At 68.3% G+C, this 16,379-nt stretch carries 19 protein-coding genes; 7 read left to right on the top strand and 12 right to left on the bottom strand.

Annotation, left to right across the window (positions count from 1 at the left end):
• Positions 1-12 precede the first annotated feature (12 nt).
• The 5 genes from ACZ5IQ_RS21230 to ACZ5IQ_RS21250 form a co-directional block, all read right to left on the bottom strand.
• Positions 13-444, bottom strand: a complete 432-nt coding sequence (locus ACZ5IQ_RS21230) for an SRPBCC family protein (protein ID WP_406801396.1) — start codon at positions 442-444, stop codon at positions 13-15.
• On the bottom strand, positions 441-1,799 hold the full coding sequence (locus ACZ5IQ_RS21235) for a TIGR01777 family oxidoreductase (RefSeq protein ID WP_406801395.1): 1,359 nt from the start codon (positions 1,797-1,799) through the stop codon (positions 441-443). Before ACZ5IQ_RS21235 ends, ACZ5IQ_RS21230 begins: the two co-directional genes overlap by 4 nt.
• Before the next feature lie 64 nt (positions 1,800-1,863).
• Complete coding sequence (locus ACZ5IQ_RS21240) at positions 1,864-2,622, bottom strand: DUF4333 domain-containing protein (RefSeq protein ID WP_318986422.1); 759 nt, start codon at positions 2,620-2,622, stop codon at positions 1,864-1,866.
• Positions 2,623-2,641: 19 nt separating this feature from the next.
• Complete coding sequence (locus tag ACZ5IQ_RS21245; RefSeq protein ID WP_318986421.1) at positions 2,642-3,622, bottom strand: NAD-dependent epimerase/dehydratase family protein; 981 nt, start codon at positions 3,620-3,622, stop codon at positions 2,642-2,644.
• A complete protein-coding gene (locus ACZ5IQ_RS21250) occupies positions 3,615-4,958 on the bottom strand; it encodes a nucleotide sugar dehydrogenase (RefSeq protein WP_464480221.1) in 1,344 nt (447 codons plus the stop codon). Before ACZ5IQ_RS21250 ends, ACZ5IQ_RS21245 begins: the two co-directional genes overlap by 8 nt.
• A 123-nt stretch (positions 4,959-5,081) precedes the next feature.
• Between ACZ5IQ_RS21250 and ACZ5IQ_RS21255 the strand changes: the two genes are divergently transcribed.
• Together ACZ5IQ_RS21255 and ACZ5IQ_RS21260 are read left to right on the top strand one after the other, a co-directional pair.
• Positions 5,082-5,972 carry a sulfurtransferase gene (locus ACZ5IQ_RS21255; RefSeq protein WP_064858492.1) on the top strand — a complete coding sequence of 297 codons (891 nt, stop codon included), beginning with the start codon at positions 5,082-5,084 and terminating at the stop codon, positions 5,970-5,972.
• Between the two features lie 2 nt (positions 5,973-5,974).
• Entirely contained in the window at positions 5,975-6,388 is a 414-nt protein-coding gene (locus ACZ5IQ_RS21260) for a SufE family protein (protein WP_406783850.1), read from the top strand.
• A 16-nt stretch (positions 6,389-6,404) separates the two neighbouring features.
• On the opposite strand, the gene ACZ5IQ_RS21265 is transcribed toward ACZ5IQ_RS21260, so the two are convergent.
• The gene (locus tag ACZ5IQ_RS21265) at positions 6,405-7,136 is read right to left on the bottom strand and encodes an acyltransferase (protein ID WP_318986418.1); all 732 of its coding nucleotides are present in this window, start codon (positions 7,134-7,136) and stop codon (positions 6,405-6,407) included.
• Positions 7,137-7,316: 180 nt separating this feature from the next.
• Between ACZ5IQ_RS21265 and ACZ5IQ_RS21270 the strand changes: the two genes are divergently transcribed.
• Positions 7,317-9,116, top strand: a complete 1,800-nt coding sequence (locus ACZ5IQ_RS21270; RefSeq protein WP_318986417.1) for an acetyl/propionyl/methylcrotonyl-CoA carboxylase subunit alpha — start codon at positions 7,317-7,319, stop codon at positions 9,114-9,116.
• A gap of 78 nt (positions 9,117-9,194) precedes the next feature.
• Entirely contained in the window at positions 9,195-9,512 is a 318-nt protein-coding gene (locus ACZ5IQ_RS21275) for a hypothetical protein (protein ID WP_464480222.1), read from the top strand.
• A 13-nt stretch (positions 9,513-9,525) separates the two neighbouring features.
• On the opposite strand, the gene ACZ5IQ_RS21280 is transcribed toward ACZ5IQ_RS21275, so the two are convergent.
• From ACZ5IQ_RS21280 to ACZ5IQ_RS21295, 4 genes are all read right to left on the bottom strand, one after another.
• Entirely contained in the window at positions 9,526-9,876 is a 351-nt protein-coding gene (locus ACZ5IQ_RS21280; RefSeq protein ID WP_133426942.1) for a hypothetical protein, read from the bottom strand.
• Between the two features lie 38 nt (positions 9,877-9,914).
• Positions 9,915-10,226, bottom strand: coding sequence for an ArsR/SmtB family transcription factor (locus ACZ5IQ_RS21285; RefSeq protein ID WP_061003384.1), 312 nt, complete (start codon positions 10,224-10,226; stop codon positions 9,915-9,917).
• A gap of 11 nt (positions 10,227-10,237) precedes the next feature.
• Positions 10,238-10,669: an SRPBCC family protein gene (locus ACZ5IQ_RS21290; protein ID WP_464480223.1), complete on the bottom strand. Its 432-nt coding sequence runs from the start codon at positions 10,667-10,669 to the stop codon at positions 10,238-10,240.
• A gap of 65 nt (positions 10,670-10,734) precedes the next feature.
• Complete coding sequence (locus ACZ5IQ_RS21295; protein ID WP_346417009.1) at positions 10,735-11,166, bottom strand: hypothetical protein; 432 nt, start codon at positions 11,164-11,166, stop codon at positions 10,735-10,737.
• A gap of 73 nt (positions 11,167-11,239) precedes the next feature.
• Between ACZ5IQ_RS21295 and ACZ5IQ_RS21300 the strand changes: the two genes are divergently transcribed.
• Positions 11,240-11,785, top strand: a complete 546-nt coding sequence (locus tag ACZ5IQ_RS21300) for a restriction endonuclease (RefSeq protein ID WP_406783837.1) — start codon at positions 11,240-11,242, stop codon at positions 11,783-11,785.
• On the opposite strand, the gene lat is transcribed toward ACZ5IQ_RS21300, so the two are convergent.
• Entirely contained in the window at positions 11,771-13,102 is a 1,332-nt protein-coding gene (gene lat / locus ACZ5IQ_RS21305; RefSeq protein ID WP_406801393.1) for an L-lysine 6-transaminase, read from the bottom strand. The two genes, ACZ5IQ_RS21300 and lat, sit on opposite strands and share 15 nt — an antisense overlap.
• A 49-nt stretch (positions 13,103-13,151) precedes the next feature.
• Entirely contained in the window at positions 13,152-13,613 is a 462-nt protein-coding gene (locus ACZ5IQ_RS21310) for an Lrp/AsnC family transcriptional regulator (RefSeq protein ID WP_133426946.1), read from the bottom strand.
• A 27-nt stretch (positions 13,614-13,640) separates the two neighbouring features.
• On the opposite strand from ACZ5IQ_RS21310, the gene hglS reads away from it, so the two are divergent.
• Complete coding sequence (gene hglS, locus ACZ5IQ_RS21315) at positions 13,641-14,840, top strand: 2-oxoadipate dioxygenase/decarboxylase (protein WP_406801392.1); 1,200 nt, start codon at positions 13,641-13,643, stop codon at positions 14,838-14,840.
• Complete coding sequence (gene amaB, locus ACZ5IQ_RS21320) at positions 14,837-16,378, top strand: L-piperidine-6-carboxylate dehydrogenase (RefSeq protein ID WP_464480224.1); 1,542 nt, start codon at positions 14,837-14,839, stop codon at positions 16,376-16,378. Before hglS ends, amaB begins: the two co-directional genes overlap by 4 nt.
• Position 16,379: the final 1 nt, after the last annotated feature.

Consider the following 16,379-nt stretch of genomic DNA (forward strand, 5'->3'; position numbering starts at 1 on the left):
CTTGTCGCGCAATCAGATTCGGGCGAGTTCGCGGCGGAGCCCGCGCGCCCCGTCGTCGAGGAGGTGCGCCACCGCGAGTTGCAGCACGGGCTCGAGCCACCGCAGCCACCCCTGGAACGCGAACCTGATCCGGTAGGTGACCTGGGTACCGTCCACGTGCGGCACCACCGTGATGGTGTCGCGCGCGATCAGGTACTGGTTGACGCCGCGCAGTTCGATCGACTGCCCCGGCGTCAGGCTGGTGACTTCGTACATGATCTCCGACGTGCGACCGGCGAAGCGCGACGTGTTCGCGTAGCGGGTCCCCACGCCGCCGTCGCCGGCGATGCGTTCGGTGTGCACGGTGCCGGGGTCCCACTGCGTCGTGGTGGTGAAGTCCGCCAGATACGCGAAGACGGCGTCCGCAGGCGCGGCCACCACCAACTGACGTTGCGCGTCGATCATCGGGCCGCCTTTCCCAGCTGGTGCCGCAGGCACTGTTCGAGATCCGGGCGCCGGAAGCGGTGCCCGGCGTCGATGAGCCGGCCGGGTACGACGCGCTGACTGGCCATGGCCAGCTCGCGCGCCCCCTGCCGGCCGAGCAGCAGCGCCGGTCCAAGGGCGGGCACGGGCAGCACGGCCGGACGGTGCAGCACCCCGGCCAGGGTCCGCGTGTAGTCCGCGTTGCGGACCGGTTGCGGGGCAACGGCATTCACCGGACCGGACAGCCCGGCGTCGACGAGGGCGCGGTGGTACACATCGATCAGGTCGTCGATGTCGATCCACGACAGCCACTGCCGCCCGTTGCCGAGCGGTCCGCCGAGACCGGCGGCGAACAGCGGCCGCATCAGTTGCAGCGTGCCGCCGCGCGGCGTCTGCACGATCCCGGTACGCACGTTGACGACGCGCAGTCCGGCCGCGGTTGCCGGCGCCGTCGCCGCTTCCCAGTCGGCGACGACGTCGGCCAGGAACCCGTCGCCCGGTTGCGCCGATTCGTCGAGGCGCTCGTCGGCCCGGTCGTCCCCGTACCAGCCGACGGCCGACGCGCTGACGAAGACCGACGGCCCGTCCGTCGCTCCTGCGGCGCACTCGGCCAGCCGGCGGGTCGGCTCGATCCGGCTGCCGCGCACCGCTTTCTTGTGCGCGTCGGTGAACCGGCCGGCAATCGATGCGCCCGCCAGGTGCACCACGGCGTCGATGCCGTCGAGCAGGTCATCGGCGGGTGATTCGGGATCCCAGCGACGCTCGGTGTCGTCGCGCGGTTCGCGGCGCACCAGCCTGATGACGCGGCAACCACCGGTCGACAGGAAGGCGGTCAGGGCGCTGCCGATCAGGCCTGATGCCCCGGTCACCGCCACCGAGCCGGGACGCTCGCCGTGCTCGCGCGCCCACCGGTGGGCGGCCAGGTCGTCGCTCAGCTGGCGATGGCGGTAGCGGAACGTCGGCTCGAGGAGGTGCCCGGGGACCGGCGCATCGACACGGTCGGTGACCCGGGTGCGCCCGTCGCCGACGGCGTCGAAGCAGTGTTCGTGCCGCCAGTGCCCGATCAACTGTGTTGGCAGCGAACGCAATCCGTCGCGGCTCAACTCATCGACGAACCGTGCGGGCGGCGCATAGTCGGCGGGATTGTGCTGTGCGCTCCAGCGCAACCCGCCGGGCAGGCCGAGCACGGCGCGCCCGTCGGCCAGCGACGCCGCTTCGGCAACCACGCTCATGGGCTGCCACGGCGGCAGCATCCGGTGGATGGCCCCCGGCCGCGCGTGCCAGGCGAACACGTCGTCGCGTGGCGCGTCGACCACGCTGCTGTACTCGATTCCCATCAAACCTCCGAGTTGATTCGGTCTCAGTGGGATTCGGCGCCAACCGGCCGGCGGATGGGTCTGGTCAGTTGGCCGGCTTGTAGCTGAACGACACCTTGCCGTCGGCGACGTCGGTGACCGTCAGGGTGTAGGCCCGGTTCTGGCCGCCGACGACCGCGGTGCAGCGCTGCGTCGCCCCGACCTTGCTGTCCACATCGCCGGCGCACGTGACGGTGTTCGGGCTCTGGCCCAGTTGCGAGGCGAGGGAGCTCTCGGCCACGGACTTCTCCAGCACGGGCGTCAGGCCGTAATTCATTGCGAGCCCGGACACTTCGCTCACCAGGGCGGTGCGCCGGCTGGTGAACCCGTCGTCGGTGATGTCGCACAGCGCCACCGCGCCCTGCTTGCCCTCCAGTCCCGACAGGCACGTCACCGAGTCCGGGGCCGCCTTGCGGGTGCGGGTCACCATGTCCGCCACGGCCGCCTCCAACTGCGTCTTGGAGACCGCCGGGGTCATCGAATAGCTGACCTTGCCGCCCTCGACCCCGGACACCGTGATGGTCGGCTGGATGCCGTAGGCCGGTGACATCGTGACGTCGCACCGCGTGCTCTGCCCGACCTTCGCGATGAGGCCGCGCTCGCAGATCACCGCCTGCGGCGGCTGGCTCGTGAAGGCGTCGTGGATCGCGCGCTCCAGCGACGCCTTGTCCACCATCGGCAACTGCGCCGACGGCTTGGCCTGAACGGCTTCGGGTTCGGGGCGCGTGAGGCTGTAGACCAGCGCCGCGAGCCCCGTCAGCAGCAGCCCAGCGATGACGACAAGTGCCAGGATGCGCGCCCTCATACCCGCTATTGTGCCCGGGCTACATCAGGTCGTTTGCGGGCACGTCATTTCGGTGCTCGCGGTACCACGCCACGGTGCGCGCCAGACCGTCGTCGAGGGCCACCTGCGGCGACCAGCCCAGCGCCCGCATCTTCGAGATGTCGGGGCACCGGCGCGGCGTGCCGCCGGCCTGCAACTCGCCGGGCTTGATCTCGAGCTCGACGCCGACGGCCCGGCCGATGCGCTCCGCCAGCTCGCGGACGCTGAGTTCCTCGTCGCTGCCGATGTGGTAAACCTCGCGGTGACCGCCCTTTTCGTACATCGTCAAGATGCCCTGGACGATGTCGTCGACGTAGCAGAACGAACGCGTCTCACTGCCGTCACCCTGGATCGGGAAGGTCGGGTCACCAGCCTCCTGGCAGCCCAGCGCCCGCAGGATGAACTGGGGCTCGACGTGCTTCCACCCCATGTTGGGCCCGAACACGTTGTGCGGCCGGAAGACCTGCACCTGCCGGTAGTGGTCCTGCCCGTAGTTGAAGGCGATCAGCTCGCTGACGATCTTGCCGCCGCCGTACGAGTACCGGGGGTTGAGGCTGTCCGGCAGCATCAGCGGGATGGTCTCGGGCGTCGGGATGATCGCCGGCGTCTGGTAGACCTCGGCGGTCGAGGCGACGATGAGGTCCGGTACCCCCGCCGCGCGGCCGGCGTTGGTCACCGCGAGCGCGCCGCGCAGGCCGACGTCGAGCACCAGTTCCGGTTGTTTGTAGAAGTTCTCGGTGCCGTTGATGGCGGCGAGGTGCATGACCACCTCGGCGCCGGCGAACGCCTTCTCGAGGGCGTCCTGATCGCGGACGTCACACGTGAAAAGCTCGACGTCCGAAGCGACTTCGGCGAATCGGCTGGCATCGCCGCGGACCATGGAGTCCACGACCGCGACCTGCCAGCCGTCCCGCACCAGCCGCTTGACCAGGTAGGCGCCGATGAATCCGCCACCACCGGTGACAACGACCTTCTCAGACACGCTCGACGACCTTTCCGCTGCGGCCCACCGCGAAGTAGCTGTCGCCCAGTTCGGTGGCCGGCAGGTGGCTGTAGTGGTTCCAGTAGTCGAAGACGAAACCGTCGGGGCTGATGAACTCGCTGATGGTGCGCGGCGAGATGGTGCCCAGCGACGGGTGGTTGTTGCCGAGGACGACGACGTCCGCGCCGCTCACCGCGTCACCAAACCGGTTGTACACCTTGTGCCCCGGAAAGGCCTCGGCCAGAACGTCATTCGGGGTCACCGGGTCGTAGACACCGATCTCGGCATCCGGGTGCGCGGCCTTCAGCTCATTGAACACCTTGATGGACATCGACCCGCGTAGGTCACTGGTCTCGGGCTGGCCCTTGAACGCCATGCCCAGCAGGTTGATCTTCAGCGGCCCTTCGGCGCCCAGCTTCCGGCGGGCGATCTCGCTGCTGATGAAGCGCACCGTCTCGGCGGGCTGGCGCTCGTTGACCAGGCGGCCGGCGGCGGTGATGTCCAGCGTGACGCCGCGTTCGCGGACGCTCTCCATCAGGATGTGCGGGTCCTTCTCCAGGCACGGCCCACCGACCAGACCCGGCAACGGGATATTGGTGCGGTTGTATCCGAGTTTGCCCGCCGAGATCACCTCGTAGGCGCTGACACCGAATGCGTCGCAAATGCGGGCGACTTCGTTGGCAAACGCGAACTGAACATCGCGGAAGGTGTTGCTCACCAATTTGATGATCTCGGCGGTCTCGATATCGGAGACCAGCACGATCGAGCTGGTGAGTTTCCGGAATACCGCGGCGGCCCGGTCGGCGACCGCCGGGTCGTCGGCACCGACGATCTGCGGCAGCTCGCGCAATTCCTGCAGCGCCTTGCCTTCCAGGGTGCGCTCGGGGCACATCGCGATGTCGAAGCTCTTGCCGCTGGCGGCCAGCATCGGCGCGACCACGTCGCGGGTGGTGCCGACCTTGACCGTCGACCGCAGGATGACGAGCGCGCCGTCCTGCATGTTTCCGGCGATGTCACGGGCCGCGGCCTCGATCATGTCGACGCGTGCGACACCGTCCGCCGACAGCGGGGTGCCGACGGTGATGATGTACGTATCGCACGAGAAGCTGTCGTCAAATGCGGTGACGGCCTTCAGTTTCCCGAATCGGGTGACGCCCTCGAGGGCGTCGGGCAGGCCGGTCTCGGTGAAATGCGGCAAACCCTGATTGGTCATATCGACCAATTCCTGACGGGTCTCGATTCCGATGACGGAGTTGCCGGCCTCGGCCAGCACGGTGGCCAGCGTCAGGCCCACATATCCCAGGCCGATGATTCCGACGTCGTATTTCTCTGGCAAATCCTCAATCCCTCCGGTCAGCCCTGTGGGAGACGGCTGATGTCATACCGCAGCGGTTGTCGCGCAAACAAGTTTCGACCTTACGGGTCGGCGGCGCATTTCGGGCCTAGGTACGCTCACAGTGTGCCGCTGCCCGCAGACCCACATCCCGCTTTCGCCACCTATGCGCATCCCGATCGCCTGGTGACCGCCGACTGGCTGTCAGGCAACATCGGACGCCCCGGTTTGGCCATCGTCGAATCCGACGAAGACGTCCTGCTGTACGACACCGGCCACATCCCCGGCGCCGTCAAGATCGACTGGCATACCGACCTCAATGACCCGCATGTCCGCGATTACATCGACGGCGCACAGTTCGCCGCGCTGATGGATCGCAAGGGCATCAGCCGCGACGACACCGTGGTGATCTACGGCGACAAGAGCAACTGGTGGGCGGCCTACGCGCTGTGGGTGTTCACGCTCTTCGGGCACCCGGACGTCCGCCTCCTCGACGGGGGCCGCGACCTGTGGATCACCAACGGCCGCGACACCACCCTGGACGTCCCGAGCAAGCAGACCACCGGGTACCCGGTGGTCGAGCGCAACGACGCTCCGATCCGCGCCTTCAAGGACGACGTCCTCGCGATCCTCGGCAAAGAGCCGCTCATCGACGTTCGCTCGCCGCAGGAGTACACCGGCGAGCGCACTCACATGCCCGACTACCCGGAGGAGGGTGCGCTGCGCGGCGGCCACATCCCCACCGCGCGGTCCATCCCGTGGGCAAAGGCCGTCGACGACAGCGGCCGGTTCCGCAGCCGCGCCGAACTCGACGAGCTGTACGGCTTCATCTCCCCCGACGACAAGGCCGTCGCCTACTGCCGCATCGGCGAGCGCTCCAGCCACACCTGGTTCGTGCTGACGCACCTGATCGGCCTGCCCGCCGTCCGCAACTACGACGGTTCCTGGACCGAGTGGGGCAACGCCGTGCGGGTGCCGGTCGCTGTCGGTGAGGAACCGGGGGACGCGCCTTCGTGACCATGCCCGCGGCTCTGGCCGAGGTCGTGTCGGAGTTCTCCGAGATGCAGGGGCAGGACAAGCTGGCGCTGCTGCTGGAGTTCGCCAACGAGTTGCCGGCACTCCCGCCGTCGCTCGAGGAAGCCGCCATGGAGCCGGTGCCCGAGTGCCAGTCGCCGTTGTTCCTGCACGTCGACGCCGACGACCCCGAGCATGTGCGGCTGTACTTCAGTGCACCGGCCGAGGCTCCGACGACGCGTGGTTTCGCGGCCATCCTCGCGGCGGGCCTGGATGGTCTGCCGGCGGCCGACATCCTGGCGGTGCCCGACGATTTCTACGCCGACCTCGGGCTGGCCAAGCTGATCAGCCCGCTGCGGCTGCGGGGCATGTCGGCGATGCTGACGCGCATCAAGCGCCGCCTGCGCGAAGCGGCATAGCCCACCCGGGTACGGCTCAGAAGAACGGCAGCTTGAACTTGCCGCTGTAGTGCAGCGCATCCGGGTTGCGCTGGCCGATGATCTTGCCGGGCACGCCGCCGACGATGCCGAACGGCGGCACCTCTTTGTTGACGACGGTGTGTGCGGCCACCACAGCGCCGCGGCCGAGCAGGCACGGCAGGATCATGGCGCGCGTCGCGATCCACACGTGGTCATCGATCACGATGGGGTCCGGCGGGTTGGGCGCCGGCACGAAGTTCGGATGGTTGATGTCGTGCCCGCCGGCGATGATGTGCGTATCGCTGGCGATGACGACGTCGTTGCCGATCGCGATGCCCGCGCGCGCGTCCAGCAGGCAGCGGAAGCCGATGGACACCCGGTCACCGATCACCAGGTACGGAATGGACCAGACGCTGGTGCCGCGGTTGATCGCGGTGCCCTTGCCGATCTTCGCCCCGAACAGCCGGAGGTAGCCCAGCCGGATGAAGTGGAACGGGATGTGGGTGACGATCGAGCTGTAGAACAGCGCGGCGTAGGTGTCCCGGATCCGGTGCCACAGGGTCTCGCCCGGCAGCTCGTGCTTGAGGATGTTGCCGTCCTCGTCGGTCACCCACTGCATCTTCGGTGGGATGCGGACGTTCGGGTTGACCGCCCGCTTGCGCGCGATCAATTCGGGGTCTGAGGCCTGCGGCTCGACGAACAACGGTGTCCCCTTACTCGTGGCTCCCCGGCGGGTCCGGTGCGGCACCAGTATCACCCAAGCAGATGTTCGGTGAGAAAGCGCGGGTCAAGTGGGTCGATTGGGCAATCTCTAAGAAAACGTCCCGGCGCCCGCGTATCCCGAAGTGGGGATCCGCCGGTTAGGCCTTACACTGCACGCGATACATTCTTAAAGACATTTCTTAGAGAACCGCCGTCAGGAGGCACTGTGGCCAACCACGCCAGTTCCAAGATCTCCAAGGTGCTAGTCGCCAACCGTGGAGAGATTGCCGTCCGGGTCATCCGGGCTGCCAAGGACGCCGGACTGGCCAGCGTCGCCGTTTACGCCGAGCCGGACGCCGATGCGCCGCACGTGCGGCTGGCCGACGAGGCCTTCGCCCTGGGTGGCCAGACCTCGGCCGAGTCCTACCTCGTCTTCGACAAGATCCTCGACGCCGCCGCCAAGTCCGGCGCCAACGCCATCCACCCGGGCTACGGCTTCCTGTCCGAGAACGCCGACTTCGCCCAGGCCGTCCTCGACGCCGGGCTGATCTGGATCGGGCCGAGCCCGCAGTCCATCCGCGACCTCGGCGACAAGGTCACCGCGCGCCACATCGCCGCCAAGGCCAACGCGCCGCTGGTGCCGGGTACCCCGGACCCGGTCAAGGACGCCGACGAGATCCTGGCCTTCGCCAAGGAGCACGGCCTGCCGATCGCCATCAAGGCCGCCTTCGGTGGTGGTGGCCGCGGCATGAAGGTTGCCCGCACCCTCGAGGAGATCCCCGAGCTGTTCGACTCGGCCACCCGTGAGGCCGTCGCCGCCTTCGGCCGTGGTGAGTGCTTCGTCGAGCGCTACCTGGACAAGCCGCGCCACGTCGAGGCCCAGGTCATCGCCGACACCCACGGCAACGTCGTCGTCGCCGGTACCCGCGACTGCTCGCTGCAGCGCCGCTTCCAGAAGCTCGTCGAGGAGGCCCCCGCGCCGTTCCTGTCCGACGCGCAGCGCAAGGAAATCCACGAGTCGGCCAAGCGCATCTGCAAGGAAGCCGGCTACTACGGTGCGGGCACCGTCGAGTACCTGGTCGGCCAGGACGGCCTGATCTCGTTCCTCGAGGTCAACACCCGTCTGCAGGTGGAACACCCGGTCACCGAGGAGACCTCGGGCATCGACCTGGTGCTGCAGCAGTTCAAGATCGCCAACGGCGAGGCCCTGGACATCACCGAGGACCCGGCCCCGCGCGGCCACTCGTTCGAGTTCCGCATCAACGGCGAGGACGCCGGCCGCGGCTTCCTGCCGGCCCCCGGCCCGGTCACCAAGTTCGAGGCGCCGACCGGCCCCGGCGTCCGCATGGACTCGGGCGTGGAGTCCGGCTCGGTCATCGGCGGTCAGTTCGACTCGATGCTGGCCAAGCTGATCGTCACCGGCGCCACCCGCGAAGAGGCCCTGGCCCGCTCGCGTCGTGCGCTGGCGGAGTTCAACGTCGAGGGTCTGGCCACGGTCATCCCGTTCCACCGCGCCGTGGTCTCCGACCCGGCCTTCATCGGTGACGGCGACAAGTTCGACGTGCACACCCGCTGGATCGAGACCGAGTGGAACAACACGGTCGAGCCGTTCACCGGTGGCGAGGCCCTGGACGACGAAGACGCCGCACCGCGCCAGAAGGTCGTCGTCGAGGTCGGTGGCCGTCGCGTCGAGGTGTCGCTGCCCGGCGATCTGGCCATCGGTGGTGGCGGTGGTGGCGCGGCCACCGGCGTCATCAAGAAGAAGCCGAAGCCGCGTAAGCGTGGCGCCGCCGGCGGCAAGGCCGCCTCGGGCGACTCGGTCACCGCGCCGATGCAGGGCACCGTCGTGAAGGTCGCCGTCGAGGAGGGCCAGCAGGTCTCCGCGGGTGATCTGATCGTGGTGCTCGAGGCCATGAAGATGGAGAACCCGGTGACCGCGCACAAGGACGGCACCGTGACCGGCCTGTCGGTCGAGGCCGGCGCCGCCATCACGCAGGGCACCGTCATCGCCGAGCTGAAGGACTAGTTTCCAGTCCGCTGGTTTTGCGACTCAGGGCTGCGATCCACCGCGGATCGCAGCCCTGAGTTGCATTTGAGGAGCGTCATGGAGCCCATCGAAATCAACGCCGGAGCCTGGTACCTGCGCGCCCTGCGCGCCGACGACCGCATGGATGACCGGCCGTCACTCGCGGACTTGGGTGAGCACTCTCCCGATCACGTCGAAACCCGTACGGCGCAATGGGAATCCGACACGCTGTACTCGTGGGCGGTCTGCGAGCCGACGACCGGCGAGCTGCTGGCCGAGATCACCTTGGACCCCGCCACGCGGGAGATTTCCGTACGCACCCGCGAGGGGTTCGACGACGCCGCCGCGACGGGCGTCGAATCCGTGCGCCGCTTCGCGGCAGCGATGCTCGATTAGGCCCCGCCGAAACTCAGAACAGCAGCACCGGCAGGCTCATCGTCAGCACGATGGACATCAGCAGGAGCAGGAACCAGCCGGCGCCCTGCCAGGCCCACCAAACCTTGTCGCCCCGCCAGGCCCGGTAGGTCCGCACGAATGCCCACACCCCGCTGCCGAACAGGAACAGCGGGCCGGCCAGCGCCAGCACGGTGCGGTACGGCATGCTGCACGCCGCCGTGTCGTAACCGCTGCAGTGCCGGACCCACACGGCCGCCAGCACCATGAAGCCGACGCCGACGCTCCCCATCACCAGGCCGAATCGCGCGGCCTGATGCACGCTGGGATCGTCGTCGCGGAACCGATCGGTTGTCGGGCTGAGCATCAATATCACCGCCAACCCCAGTATGCGCCTGTTCGACGCTAGGGCGCCAGTGGACCCTCGGCGATCCGTTTGATCGCAGCCAGACGCCGATCCCATTGTCTGCCAATGGTTTCCAGCTCAGTTCCCAAAGCACTGAGCTTGGCCCCCAGCGCGCGGTAGCGAATCTCCCGGCCCACCTTGACGGGCTCGACCAGCCCCGCGTCGGCCAGCACCGACAAATGCTTGGCGATCGCCTGCCGGCTCACGGGCAGTCTGCCCGCCAGGGCGCTCGCCGACAGATCGTCGGCGCCCAACTCGGTCAGGATGCGCCATCGGGTCTCGTCGGCGAGCACCGCCAGCACCGCCGGCATGCGGGTGTCGGTCACACCGCCGCCTGCAGGTACGCGACCAGGTCGTCGAGCTCGGCAGTCCAGCCGCCACTGTTCTCGGCGTGCGCCGTCTGCGGATCGGCCAGGTTCTCGAAGCCCGTCTCGCACAGGTCGAGTCGGGTGCCGCCGTCGATCTCGGTGAGGTCGAAGCGGACGACCGTGGAGTTTTCCGGGGTCGGGTCGGCGTCGGCTTCGCGGTGCGCCCACCGATAGACCAGCGTGTGCGGCGCCTCGGCACTCTCGACGACGACCCGGAACTTGCCGTGGGCGTTCCAGCCGAAGAACCCGGTGCCGCCGGGGATCGGCTCGAGTTCGGCTGCGTCACCGAACCATTGCGCGATGAGCTCGGCTTTCGTCAGAGCATCCCAGACCCGCTGGATCGGCGCGTTGATGTCGATGCTGCGGGTGATGTCCAGCGTGTCCATGATTCCCCTTCGAGCGACGTGATGTGCAACTCCAGAGTTGCACACGCCAGCCCGTACTGCAACCCTCAGATTGCACTTGCGGTCGCGCGCCGCTCTCGCACCAGCATCAGGCCGATGGTGCCGAACACCAGGTTGGCCGCGATCTCCAGAATCGCGGTCACCCACGAGAACGCCGTCACGCGCGCCCACGGCGGCGCATTGATGAAGCTGTCGCTGAAGAATCCCCACTTCGGAAGCAGATGTGCCGCAGTGAATCCCACCGCGCCGGCATAGCCGATACCGACCGCCGCGAGCGGTGCCCACCGGTTCCGCTTGAACACCAACGTGATCGTGACCGCCGCGAGAATCAGCTGCAGCGTGCCGCCCACCATCACCGCCGGTGGGACGACGTTCATCCCCCGCCGCATGTGATCAGCGCCGTGCAGCAGCAGCGCGACGGCCAAAAAGCCTGCGGCCCAATCGAAGTTACGTTGCCAATTCCTGGATTCACCAGTCATTCGGATCACCTCTACTACGCACGGTAGTAAACAGGTGCCGTTCTGTAAAGACCTGTCAGGGGTTGGCCCTACGATGCCTGGCGTGCGGATGAAACTCTTGGGCGCGGCCGGGCTGTTCTCGGGCGGCGCGGCGTATCTGCACGGCTGGACCTGGGAACCGGCGCTGGGCGTGGCCGTCGGCGTGCCGCTGCTCCTCGCCGCCGTTCCGCACGTCATCACCGGGATGCGCACCCCGAGCCGCCACGAAGATCCCGTGCACGACATGTCCGGCACCGAATTCGAGGACTACGTCGCCCGGATCGCCCGGTCCTGCGGCGTCCCCGTCATCATGACGGAGCTGTCGGGAGACTGGGGCGTCGACCTGATCGTCGGGACGCGGCCCAATCGCCTTGCCATCCAATGCAAGCGGCTGTCCCGGCCCGTCGGCCCCGGCGCCGTCCAGGAGGTCGTCGCCGGTGCACCCATGCAGGACTGCGCGCACACCATGGTGGTCACCAACAACGACTTCACTCCGGCCGCACGGAAATTGGCCGAGTTGCACGACTGCACCCTCGTCAGCGGCAGCGAGCTGACCCGGCTGCGCGGACTGATCCGGCAGCAGGTCCTAGAGCGCCGCTAGCACGTCCCGAACCGCCTGAACCGCTTCATCGATCTCGGTCCGCGACACCGTCAGCGCCGGTCGGAACCGCACGGAGTCGGTGCCGCTGGCCAGCAGGATCACGTGGTGCTGCCACAGCCGCCTGATCACCTCGTCGCGCTGCGCGGCCGACGGCATGCTGAACGCACACATCAGCCCACGCCCGCGCGGATTGAGTACCAGCGCCGGGAATTCGCTTGCCAGGCAGCGCAATTGCCCCACTAGGTACCTGCCCATGCGCACGGCGTTGTCGATCAGCCCATCGGCCTCGATGACCTCGAGGATGCGGCGGGCCCGCACCATGTCGGTCAGGTTGCCGCCCCAGGTGGAGTTGATCCGTGAACTGACGCGGAAGACGTTGTCGGGGACGTCATCGACGCGACCACCGGCCATCACACCACACACCTGGGCCTTCTTCCCGAACGCCACGACGTCGGGTGTGACGCCCAATTGCTGGTAGGCCCAAGGGGTTCCGGTCATCCCGACGCCCGTCTGCACCTCGTCGAAGATCAGCAGCGCGTCGTACTCGAGGCACAACTCCCGCATCGCGGCGAAGAACTCGGAACGCATGTGCCGGTCGCCACCCTCACCCTGGATCGGTTCGGCGATGAAGCAGGCGATGTCGTGCGGGTACGCCTCGAAGGCCGCCCTGGCCTGGCGCAGCGATTCACGTTCCAGCGCAACGATATCCACGTCCGGCGTCACCACCGGGGCATCGATACGCGGCCAGTCGAACTTCGGGAACCGGGCGACCTTGTTGGGGTCGGTGTTGGTCAGCGACATGGTGTAGCCACTGCGGCCATGGAACGCGCCGCGCAGATGCAGGACCCGGGTGCCCAGCGCCGGGTCGATGCCGCGCGACTCGTTGAGGCGGCTCTTCCAATCGAACGCCACCTTCAGCGCGTTCTCCACGGCCAGCGCCCCACCGTCGACGAAGAACAGGTGCGGCAGCGCCGGGTCGCCGAGCACCCGCGCGAACGTCTGCACGAAGCGCGCCATCGGCACGCTGTACACGTCGGAGTTGCTCGGCTTGTTCACCGCCGCCTGCGCCAGTTCGGCGCGGAAGGCCGCATCGGTGAGCGCCGGATGGTTCATCCCCAGCGCCGACGACGCGAAGAACGTGAACATGTCGAGGTACCGGGTGCCGTCACGGGCGTCGACGAGATACGAGCCACCCGACCGGTCCAGATCGAGCACGAGATCCAGGCCGTCGGTCAGGATGCTGCGCCCCAGCACGTCGCGCACGTCGCGGGCGCTGCCCGCCGACAGCCCGTCACCAGAAGTCAGAACAGCGGTCATGGCGCCATCCTAACGCAATATTTACAGCTTGCCCGCCTTCTGACAGGAACTATTCCGGTAGTGACACCTGATCATCGTAAAAAGTCTGTAAGATGATGGTGCTTCGCGTGCGAACGTTGGCGACCGTGCGGATCCGCTGCAGCAGGCCCTCCAGCGCCCGCGCCGAGGCGACCCGCACCAGCAGGACGTAACTCTCCTCGCCGGCCACCGAATGGCAGGACTCGATTTCGGGGAAGGGTTGCAGCCGCGCCGGGGCATCATCAGGTTGGGAAGGATCGAGTGGGGTGATCGCAACGAACGCCGACAGCATGTGGCCGACGGCCTCGGGGTTGATCCGCGCTGTGTATCCGGTGATCACTCCGCGGGATTCGAGCCTGCGCACGCGCGACTGCACCGCCGACACCGACAGTCCCGCCGCCGTCGCGAGGTGTGCCAGCGTCGCGCGGCCGTCGGCCATCAGCTCCCGCACCAGGATTCGGTCGACATCGTCTAGCTGCTCGGCTTCGGCCATGGCCGGAGACTACCCGCAGGTCGTGCCATGACGGTCCAGACCTGGGAGCTGCGCGCCGCGTTCGCCGCCGCACTGTCGCGCATGTACGGCACCGAGGTTCCGGCGTACACCACGCTGGTCGAGGTCAGCACGGCCGTGAACCGCGACTGCGCCACCGACGGCCGGCTCGGTTCCCTCGAGCGCGTCACCGCCGAACGCCACGGCGCGATCCGCGTTGGCAGCCCCGCCGAACTCGCTGACGCCGCAGCCCTTTTCGCAGCCTTCGGCATGTACCCCGTCGGCTTCTACGACCTGCGCGAGGCCGCCTCACCGGTGCCCGTGGTCTCCACCGCGTTCCGTCCCATCGACGCAGAAGAGCTCGACCGCAACCCGTTTCGGGTGTTCACCTCGATGCTGGCCACCGAGGACGCCCGCTTCTTCTCCCCCGATCTGCGCACCCGGGTGCAGCGGTTCCTCGGGCAACGCCGGCTGTTCGACCCAGCGCTGATCGCCCAGGCCCGCCGGATCGCCGCCGACGGCTGCCCGGACCATGATGCCGACGATTTCGTCCGCCGCTGCACTGCCGCTTTCGCGTTGTCCCGCACGCCGATCGACAAGGCCTGGTATGACGAGCTCAGTGAGATCTCGGCCGTCGCCGCGGACATCGCCGGCGTGGCCACGACCCACATCAACCATCTGACGCCGCGCGTGCTCGACATCGACGAGCTGTACCGGCGGATGACGGCCCGCGGCATCACCATGATCGACGCGATCCAAGGCCCGCCCCGCACGGACGGACCGCAGGTCCTGTTGCGGCAGACCTCGTTTCGGGCCCTGGCCGAGCCACGCACGTTCCGCAACCCCGACGGCACGGTGTTCGACGGGAGTCTGCGGGTGCGCTTCGGTGAGGTCGAGGCCCGCGGAGTGGCGCTGACCCGCGCCGGCCGGGAGCGCTACGACGCCGCGATGGCCGACCAGGAGCACTGGGACCGGTACTTTCCCGCCACCGACGCCGAGATGGCGACACAGGGCCTGGCCTACTACCGCGGCGGCGACCCCACGAAACCCGTTGTCTACGAGGACTTCCTGCCGGCCTCCGCGGCCGGCATCTTCCGGTCGAACCTGGACCGCGATGCGCAACCGGCAGCCGCCGACGACCACTCCGACTACAGCCTGGACTGGATGGCCGGCGCCATCGGCCATCACATCCATGACCCTTACGACCTCTACGAGAAAGCGGCATCATGACCTCTGTGCAGAATCATCTCTTGCCCACCGCCGATCAGCTCCGCGACCGCGTGCGGACCGCGCTCCAGGCCGTCGGGGCTCACGTCGCGCTCGGTGAGCCCGGCGCCCACGGGCTGCACGCCAGCACGCCCATCACCGGCGAGGTGCTGTTCACGCTTCCCGAGAGCAGCGCCGAGGAAACCGACACCGCGATCGCCGAAGCGGCGCAGGCCTTTGTCGCCTGGCGCACCACGCCGGCGCCGGTGCGCGGTGCTCTCGTGGCCCGCCTCGGTGAACTGCTCGTCGAGCACAAGGCCGATCTGGGCACCCTGGTGACCATCGAGGCCGGCAAGATCACCTCCGAGGCGCTCGGTGAAGTGCAGGAGATGATCGACGTCTGCCAGTTCGCGGTCGGCCTCTCGCGCCAGCTGTACGGGCGCACCATCGCCTCGGAACGGCCCGGACACCGGCTCATGGAGAACTGGCACCCGCTCGGGGTCGTCGGCGTCATCACGGCGTTCAACTTCCCCGTCGCCGTCTGGGCCTGGAACACCGCCATCGCGCTGGTGTGCGGCGACACCGTGGTGTGGAAGCCCTCCGAGCTCACCCCGCTGACCGCCGTCGCCTGCCAGGCGCTGCTGGAGCGCGCCGCGGCCGACGTCGGCGCCCCCGAGCATGTCGGCCGGTTGGTGCTGGGTGGCCGCGAGATCGGGGAACAGCTGGTCGACGATCCCCGCGTCGCGCTGGTGAGCGCGACAGGGTCGGTGCGGATGGGTCAGCAGATCGGCCCGCGGGTGGCGCAGCGGTTCGGCAAGGTGCTGCTGGAGCTCGGCGGCAACAACGCGACCATCGTCACGCCGTCGGCCGACCTCGATCTCGCGGTGCGCGGCATCGTGTTCGCCGCCGCCGGGACCGCAGGCCAGCGGTGCACCACGCTGCGCCGCGTCATCGCGCACCACAGCGTGGTGGAGACGTTGGTGCAGCGCATCGTCACCGCGTATCAGAGCCTGCCCGTCGGTGACCCGTCTGCCGAGGGAACGCTGATCGGGCCACTGATCCACGAGCGGTCGTACCGCGACATGGTGGGCGCGCTGGAACAGGCGCAGGCCGAAGGCGGCGAGGTGACCGGCGGCGAACGCGTCCAGCTGCACCCCAGCTCGTACTACGTCACGCCGGCGGTGGTCCGGATGCCCGGGCAGACGGCCATCGTGCACCAGGAGACTTTCGCGCCGATCCTGTACGTGCTGACGTACGACACCCTCGACGAGGCCATCGCTCTCAACAATGCTGTTCCCCAGGGCCTTTCGTCGGCCATCTTCACCACCGACATCCGGGAGGCCGAACGCTTCATGGCCGCCGACGGGTCGGACTGCGGCATCGCCAACGTCAACATCGGCACCTCCGGCGCGGAGATCGGCGGTGCGTTCGGTGGCGAGAAGCAGACCGGCGGCGGCCGCGAATCCGGTTCCGATTCCTGGAAGGCCTACATGCGCCGGGCCACCAACACCGTCAACTACTCCTCGGAACTGCCGCTGGCTCAAGGCGTGCAGTTCGGCTGAG

It is taken from the genome of Mycobacterium toneyamaense (genome assembly GCF_055384815.1).